Origin of the sequence: Kitasatospora sp. MBT63 (assembly GCF_000710465.2) — a bacterium.
GTDB lineage: Bacteria > Actinomycetota > Actinomycetes > Streptomycetales > Streptomycetaceae > Kitasatospora.
Genome location: NZ_JAIZ01000576.1, coordinates 29,378 through 34,736, shown reverse-complemented (window position 1 = coordinate 34,736; position 5,359 = coordinate 29,378). Strand labels below are relative to the sequence as shown.

2 protein-coding genes are annotated in these 5,359 nt (G+C 74.5%); one reads left to right on the top strand and one right to left on the bottom strand.

Annotation, left to right across the window (positions count from 1 at the left end; genetic code table 11):
* Positions 1 to 93: 93 nt before the first annotated feature.
* Positions 94 to 3,297: a M28 family peptidase gene (locus AA75_RS30195; RefSeq protein WP_051813749.1), complete on the bottom strand. Its 3,204-nt coding sequence runs from the start codon at positions 3,295 to 3,297 to the stop codon at positions 94 to 96.
* Positions 3,298 to 3,570: 273 nt separating this feature from the next.
* On the opposite strand from AA75_RS30195, the gene AA75_RS30190 reads away from it, so the two are divergent.
* A complete protein-coding gene (locus tag AA75_RS30190) occupies positions 3,571 to 4,995 on the top strand; it encodes a helix-turn-helix transcriptional regulator (RefSeq protein WP_051813747.1) in 1,425 nt (474 codons plus the stop codon).
* The last annotated feature ends 364 nt before the right edge of the window (positions 4,996 to 5,359 follow it).

The window sequence follows — 5,359 nt, the reverse complement described above, 5'->3', positions numbered from 1 at the left end:
CGGTCGCGGCCCTTCCCCAGGCCGTGCCGCGACCGGACCGCGGTCCTCAGGTGCTCGGGTGCTCAGGTGCTCAGGTGGTCGGCCGGGCGGCCGTCAGATCACCTGCCACAGGGCAGGAACGTTCGGCGGCTCCCAGCCGACCTGGGCCTGGTGCCCCTGCCAGCAGCGGTAGCGCACCCCGTTGTAGGTGACGATGTCCCCGGCCTGGTACACGGTGCCCGCCGCCCAGGTGGTCCCGCCGCCGCCACCGCCGCTGACCACCAGCGAGAAGGTGGTGCTGTGGGTGGCGCTGCCGGCGCCGGTCACGGTGATGGTGTAGGTCCCGGGCGCGGTCGAGGTGCCCACCGCGACGGTCATCGCCGAGGACGAACCGGACTGCACCGAGGCCGGGTTGAAGGCCACCGTGACACCGGCCGGCTGACCGGAGGCGCTCAGCGCGACGCCCTGCGCGGCCCCCGAGGTGACGATGGTGGCCACCGTCGCGGAGACCGAGGCCCCCGGCGCGGCGGTCCCGGTCGCCGGGTTCACCGCGAGCGAGAAGTCGTCGGCGGGCGCGGTCCCGCCGACCGAGGTCCTCCACAGCGTGTACGCGACGCCGTCGGCGCTGCGGTCCAGCACGGTGACGCCGATGTTGGCCGTGGTGTCGCAGGACTGGTGGTAGCAGGAGTCGTACGCCCGGTTGGCCGTGCCGCCCCACTTCGCCGCCTGGGCCGAGGACTTGACGGCACTGGCGCCCGCCGCGTAGCCGGAGGTCGGGATGCCGGCCTGCTGGAACGAGTAGTCGTCGGACCGGCCCTGGCCCTCGACGTTCTCCTCCGGCTGCAGGTTCAGCGAGTCCCAGTACGCCTTCATCGGCGCGGAGGCTGCCGAGGTGAGGTTGTTGATGAAGTACCCCGCGTTGGGCGAGCCGACCATGTCGAAGTTGTAGTACGCCTTGACGGCGCTGCGCTGCGCCGAAGTGAGCTGGCCGACGTAGGAGTTGGAGCCCTGCAGACCCTGTTCCTCACCGGTCCACCAGGCGAACCGGACGTGCCGGGTCAGGGTCGGGTTCTGCTGGGCCAGGGTGAGCGCGTTCTCCAGCAGGACGGCCGAGCCGGAGCCGTTGTCGTTGATGCCGGGCCCGGCGGCGACGCTGTCCAGGTGGGCGCCGAACATGGTGACCTGGTCGGCCGGGCCGCCCGGCCAGTCGGCGATCAGGTTGTTGGAGGAGTAGGTGCAGGAGGTGCAGGTCTGCTCGGTGACGGTGTAACCGGCGGCCTGGAGCTTGGACTTGAGGTAGGCGACGGACTGGGTGTGCCCGGCGCTGCCGGCCCGCCGGTTGCCGCCGTTCTGGGAGGCGATGGTGTTCAGCTGGGCCAGGTGGGCCTGGACGTTGGCGACGCTGATGTCGGGCGCGCCGCCGCCGGGGTTGCCGCCGCCGACCGTCAGGGTGTACTGCGCGGTGTGGGTGGCGGGGCCGGTGCCGGTGACGGTGAGGACGTAGCTGCCCGGTGCGGCGGTGGCGGAGGCGGAGACGTTCAGCGTCGCGGCGGAGCCGGCCTGCACGGAGGACGGGCTGACCGAGGCGGTGACACCGGCCGGGGCGCCGGTCACGGCCAGGCCGACGGTCTGGGCGGTGCCGGAGGTGACCGCGGTGCTCACCGTGGCGCTGGTGGCGGCGCCGGGCTGGACGGAACCGGCGGCCGGGGAGAGGGCGAGCGAGTAGTCGTTGCTGCCGGAGGGCGTGCAGGTGGGCTCGCCGCTCTGGGCGGGCATGCTGATCGCGTCCCAGGCCGCCTTGGTGCGGTTGAAGAAGGTGCAGCTGGTGTCCAGGCTCTTGGCGGCGGTCAGGGTGGTGACCCGGTACTTCTTGTAGGTCATACCGCTGGTCTTGAGCAGCATCCCGCCGTAGAAGATCCGCCCGGCGTCCTTGACGCCCACGCCGGTGACCGTGGAGCTGTTGCAGGTCGGGCTGGCGGGCCTGCCGCCGCCCGGGTTGGAACCCTCGGCGAGCAGGTAGAACCAGTGGTTCAGGGGGCCCGCCGCGGCGTGCACCTCGGTGCTCGGGATCGAGGAGGAGTAGCAGTTGGGGTTGTTGCCGACCAGCGAGGGGTTGTACATGTTGCGGATCGGCCCGCTGCCGACCAGGTTGATCATCTCGCCGACGGTGTAGTCCGGGCTGTCGTACGGGGCCGGCTCGTCGGCGTACGCCTCGGTGAGCGCGCCGAAGATGTCGCCGGTGCCCTCACCGAGGCCGTTCTCGTTGTTGGCCCCGCCCGGGGTGTACTGGTCGATGCCGTGGCCGAACTCGTGGCCGACCACGTCGATCGCGGCGATCCACTCGTTGGCGTTGTTGTGGCCGATGGAGACGGAACTCCCGTCCCAGTAGGCGTTGACGTCGCTCAGGCCGACCTTGACCGGCCAGCTGCCGCCGGTGCCGTTGTGGCCGTTGCGGCCCAGCCAGTCGCGGAGCATGTCCCACTCCTTCTGCGCCGCGAACATCACGTCGGCGCAGCCGGTCTCCTTGGCTGTGGGATTGCCGGTGCCCCAGGAGTCAGAGGACTTGGAGAACACCTGGCCGGTGCTGTAGTCGGCGCAGCTCAGGCCGGGCCGGGCGGGGTCGCGCAGCGAGTACGAACCGCCCGAGCCGGTGGTGCTGATAATGACGGGGGCCGGGCCGTTCCACTTGCTGTTGGCGGTGCCGGCCTCGACGTCGTCGTAACTGTCGATCACCTCACCGGAGTTGGCGTCGACGAAGACGTGCAGGCGGCTGGGGGCGGTGGCGGTCCGGCCGGTCAGGACGGTCTCCCAGGCCAGCCTGGAGGTGTCGTCCTTGACCCGGACCACCAGGCGCTGCGGGTCCACGCCGGTCACGGTCGCCAGCCGGCCGCGGGCCGTGGCCTCGGCCCGGGCCGCGGTCACCCGGGCGGTGGTCGGCACGCCGACCGGCCCGGTGGCCGCGGACTGCAGGCCGCGGATCCGGCCCTGCCCGTCGGCGATGACCACGGCGTCGCCCCCGACCACCGGCAGGCCGCGGTAGGTGCGTTCGTAGGCCACCGAGTACATGCCGTCGACCCACGGCGTCACCGCGTGCCGTTCGTAGGTCTCGCCCGGGCCCTTGGCGAGTGCGTCCAGGCCGGTCGCGGCCGCCCGGTCGGCCGCCGAGACAGCGGCGGCCAGCGCGCTCGGCGGCGGGGTGGGGGCGGGTCCGGCCGGGGCGGCGCCCGCCGCACCGGCGGTCGCGCCGGTCAGGCCGGCCAGGACGGCCAGGACGGTCCCGGCCGTCAACAGGCGGCCCTTGCTTGATGGGTGTGGCATCGAGGCTCCTCGAAGGTGGGGGTCCTCGAACGCGGAGGGCTGGTCCGGGGGTCTCCGCATTCGGGTGCCGGAACCCTCACATGGCGTCATGCCACGGTCAATGGTCTAGTCATGTCCGACAAAGCTTCGGCAAGTTCTGTCAAAGTCGACGTCAACAGCCCGTCCCGCCACAGTGGTTGAGACCACCTCATGTACGGCAGGGCCGCCGTCGAGTACCGTCTCGGACGGCGGCCAGCATCCGCCGAGCGGAAGCACCCCGGGGGAGGGCCGCCCGTGAACCCGCACCGCACCGACGGCCGGTCCGCCGATCCCTGGCGGGCGTTCGGCGCCCGCCTGCGGCAGTGGCGCCGCCTGGCCGGGCTCACCCAGGCCCGACTCGGCGCCGAGGTCGGCTACGACCACACCGCCATCAGCCGGCTGGAAAACGGCACCCGACGGGCCACCCTCCACCTCGCGCACCGGCTCGACGCCCTGCTCGCCGCCGGCGGGGACCTGCTCGCCGCCTGCCGAGCCGCCGAGGACTGGGACCTCGGCGGTCCGCCACCACCACCCGGCTCGGTCCGTGCACCCCTGCCCGCCATCACCACCGCCCGCGGCGAACCGCCGCAGCCGCCACCCCCCGACGCCCTGCCCGCCCGGCTGCCCGCCCACGGCCTGCTCTGCCCGCTGCACGGCGCCGCCGGCTGCGACGTCCCCCCGCCCGCGGAGACAGCCGCCCTGCACGCCGCGTTCTGCGCCGCCGAGCCCGGCAGCCCGCGGGCGGTGGCCGAGGACACCCTGCACGCCCTCGCCGGACTGCTCGCCGTCCACCTGCGCACCGGCGAGGACCGCTGCCACCCCGGCACCGCCGCCGCCGTCGAGCACACCCTGCGCGCCCTCGCCCGGCACCTGGCGCTCACCCCGGGCCGCACCGGCCGCCCGCTCGCCCGACTGGCCGCGGAGTACGCCCACGCGGCCGGCGGCCTCCGCCTCCAACACGGCCGCAGCGCCACCGCGATGGCCTGCTTCGACCGGGCGCTGACCTGGTCCGAACTGGCCGGCGACCCCGTCACCCAGGTCGCCGCCCTCGGCGACATGAGCACCCTCGCCCGGCTGGAGGGCGACGCCGCCTCCGCACTCGGCTACGCCCGGGAGATCGGCCGGGCGGCCCCCGACCGGCACTGGGCCGGCGCCATCGCACAGGTCTACCAGGCCCGGGCGCACGCGCTCGGCGGCGACCTGCGCGAGACCGTACGGCACATCGGCCGGGCCCGGCTGCACCTCGACCACCTCGGCGCGGGCGAGGAGGCGGACGTCCCCTGGCTGTCGGAGGCATCGATGCAGCTACGGGTGGAGTCCGCGGCCGCCGCCGCACTGCGGGACGCCGCCGCCACCCTCGGCGACCGCCGGCTCGCCCTACGCGCGGCGGACGCCGCCCGCACCGCGCTGCGGCTGCTCGGCCCGCAGCAACTCCCCGCCACCCGCCTGCTGTTCACCTTGCGGATCGCCGACTGCCACCTGTGCGCGCACGACCCGCACAGCGCCCTCGCACTGCTCGGACCCGCACTGGAGGGCGTCGAGGGCGAGGTACCGGCCCTGGTCGGCCACGAATTGCGGGGCCTGGCCACCCGCCTGGCCGCACAGCGCCGCCACAGCCCGCAACTGGCCGCCGCCGCCCGGCTCACCGCCACCCTCGCCCGCCGCACCCCGGCGGGCTGAACGCGGCGGCCACGGCCCGTCTGCCGCATCCCGCCGGGCATGCGACGCCCACCCGGCCCTCGGCCGGGAGGTGCCTTCACCTGGCCGCACCCTGCATCGCCCGAGGGTGACCCCGTACGAGGGCGCTCGGCCGGTACGCCCAGTCGGGCACCCACCCCCGCGCACCCGCCCGACGCGAAGTGTCCGAGAGGCCCAACGCGCCGGTGCGCGGCCCGTGTGACGGGAAAGCGGGCGGACCGGGGGCCCGGTCGTACGGCCGAGTGGACCGGGTGCGGCCGACTCTGCGGGCCGGGCCCGGCTCAGTGGCCGGGAGGTGGCGGGATGGTCGCGGTGGGTGGGGGCGGGCCCGGCCAGACCAGGAGGA

Bases quoted from the DNA above. Each gene is read 5' to 3' on its own strand.
- AA75_RS30195 (WP_051813749.1), bottom strand. From the start codon at position 3,297: ATGCCACACCCATCAAGCAAGGGCCGCCTGTTGACGGCCGGGACCGTC.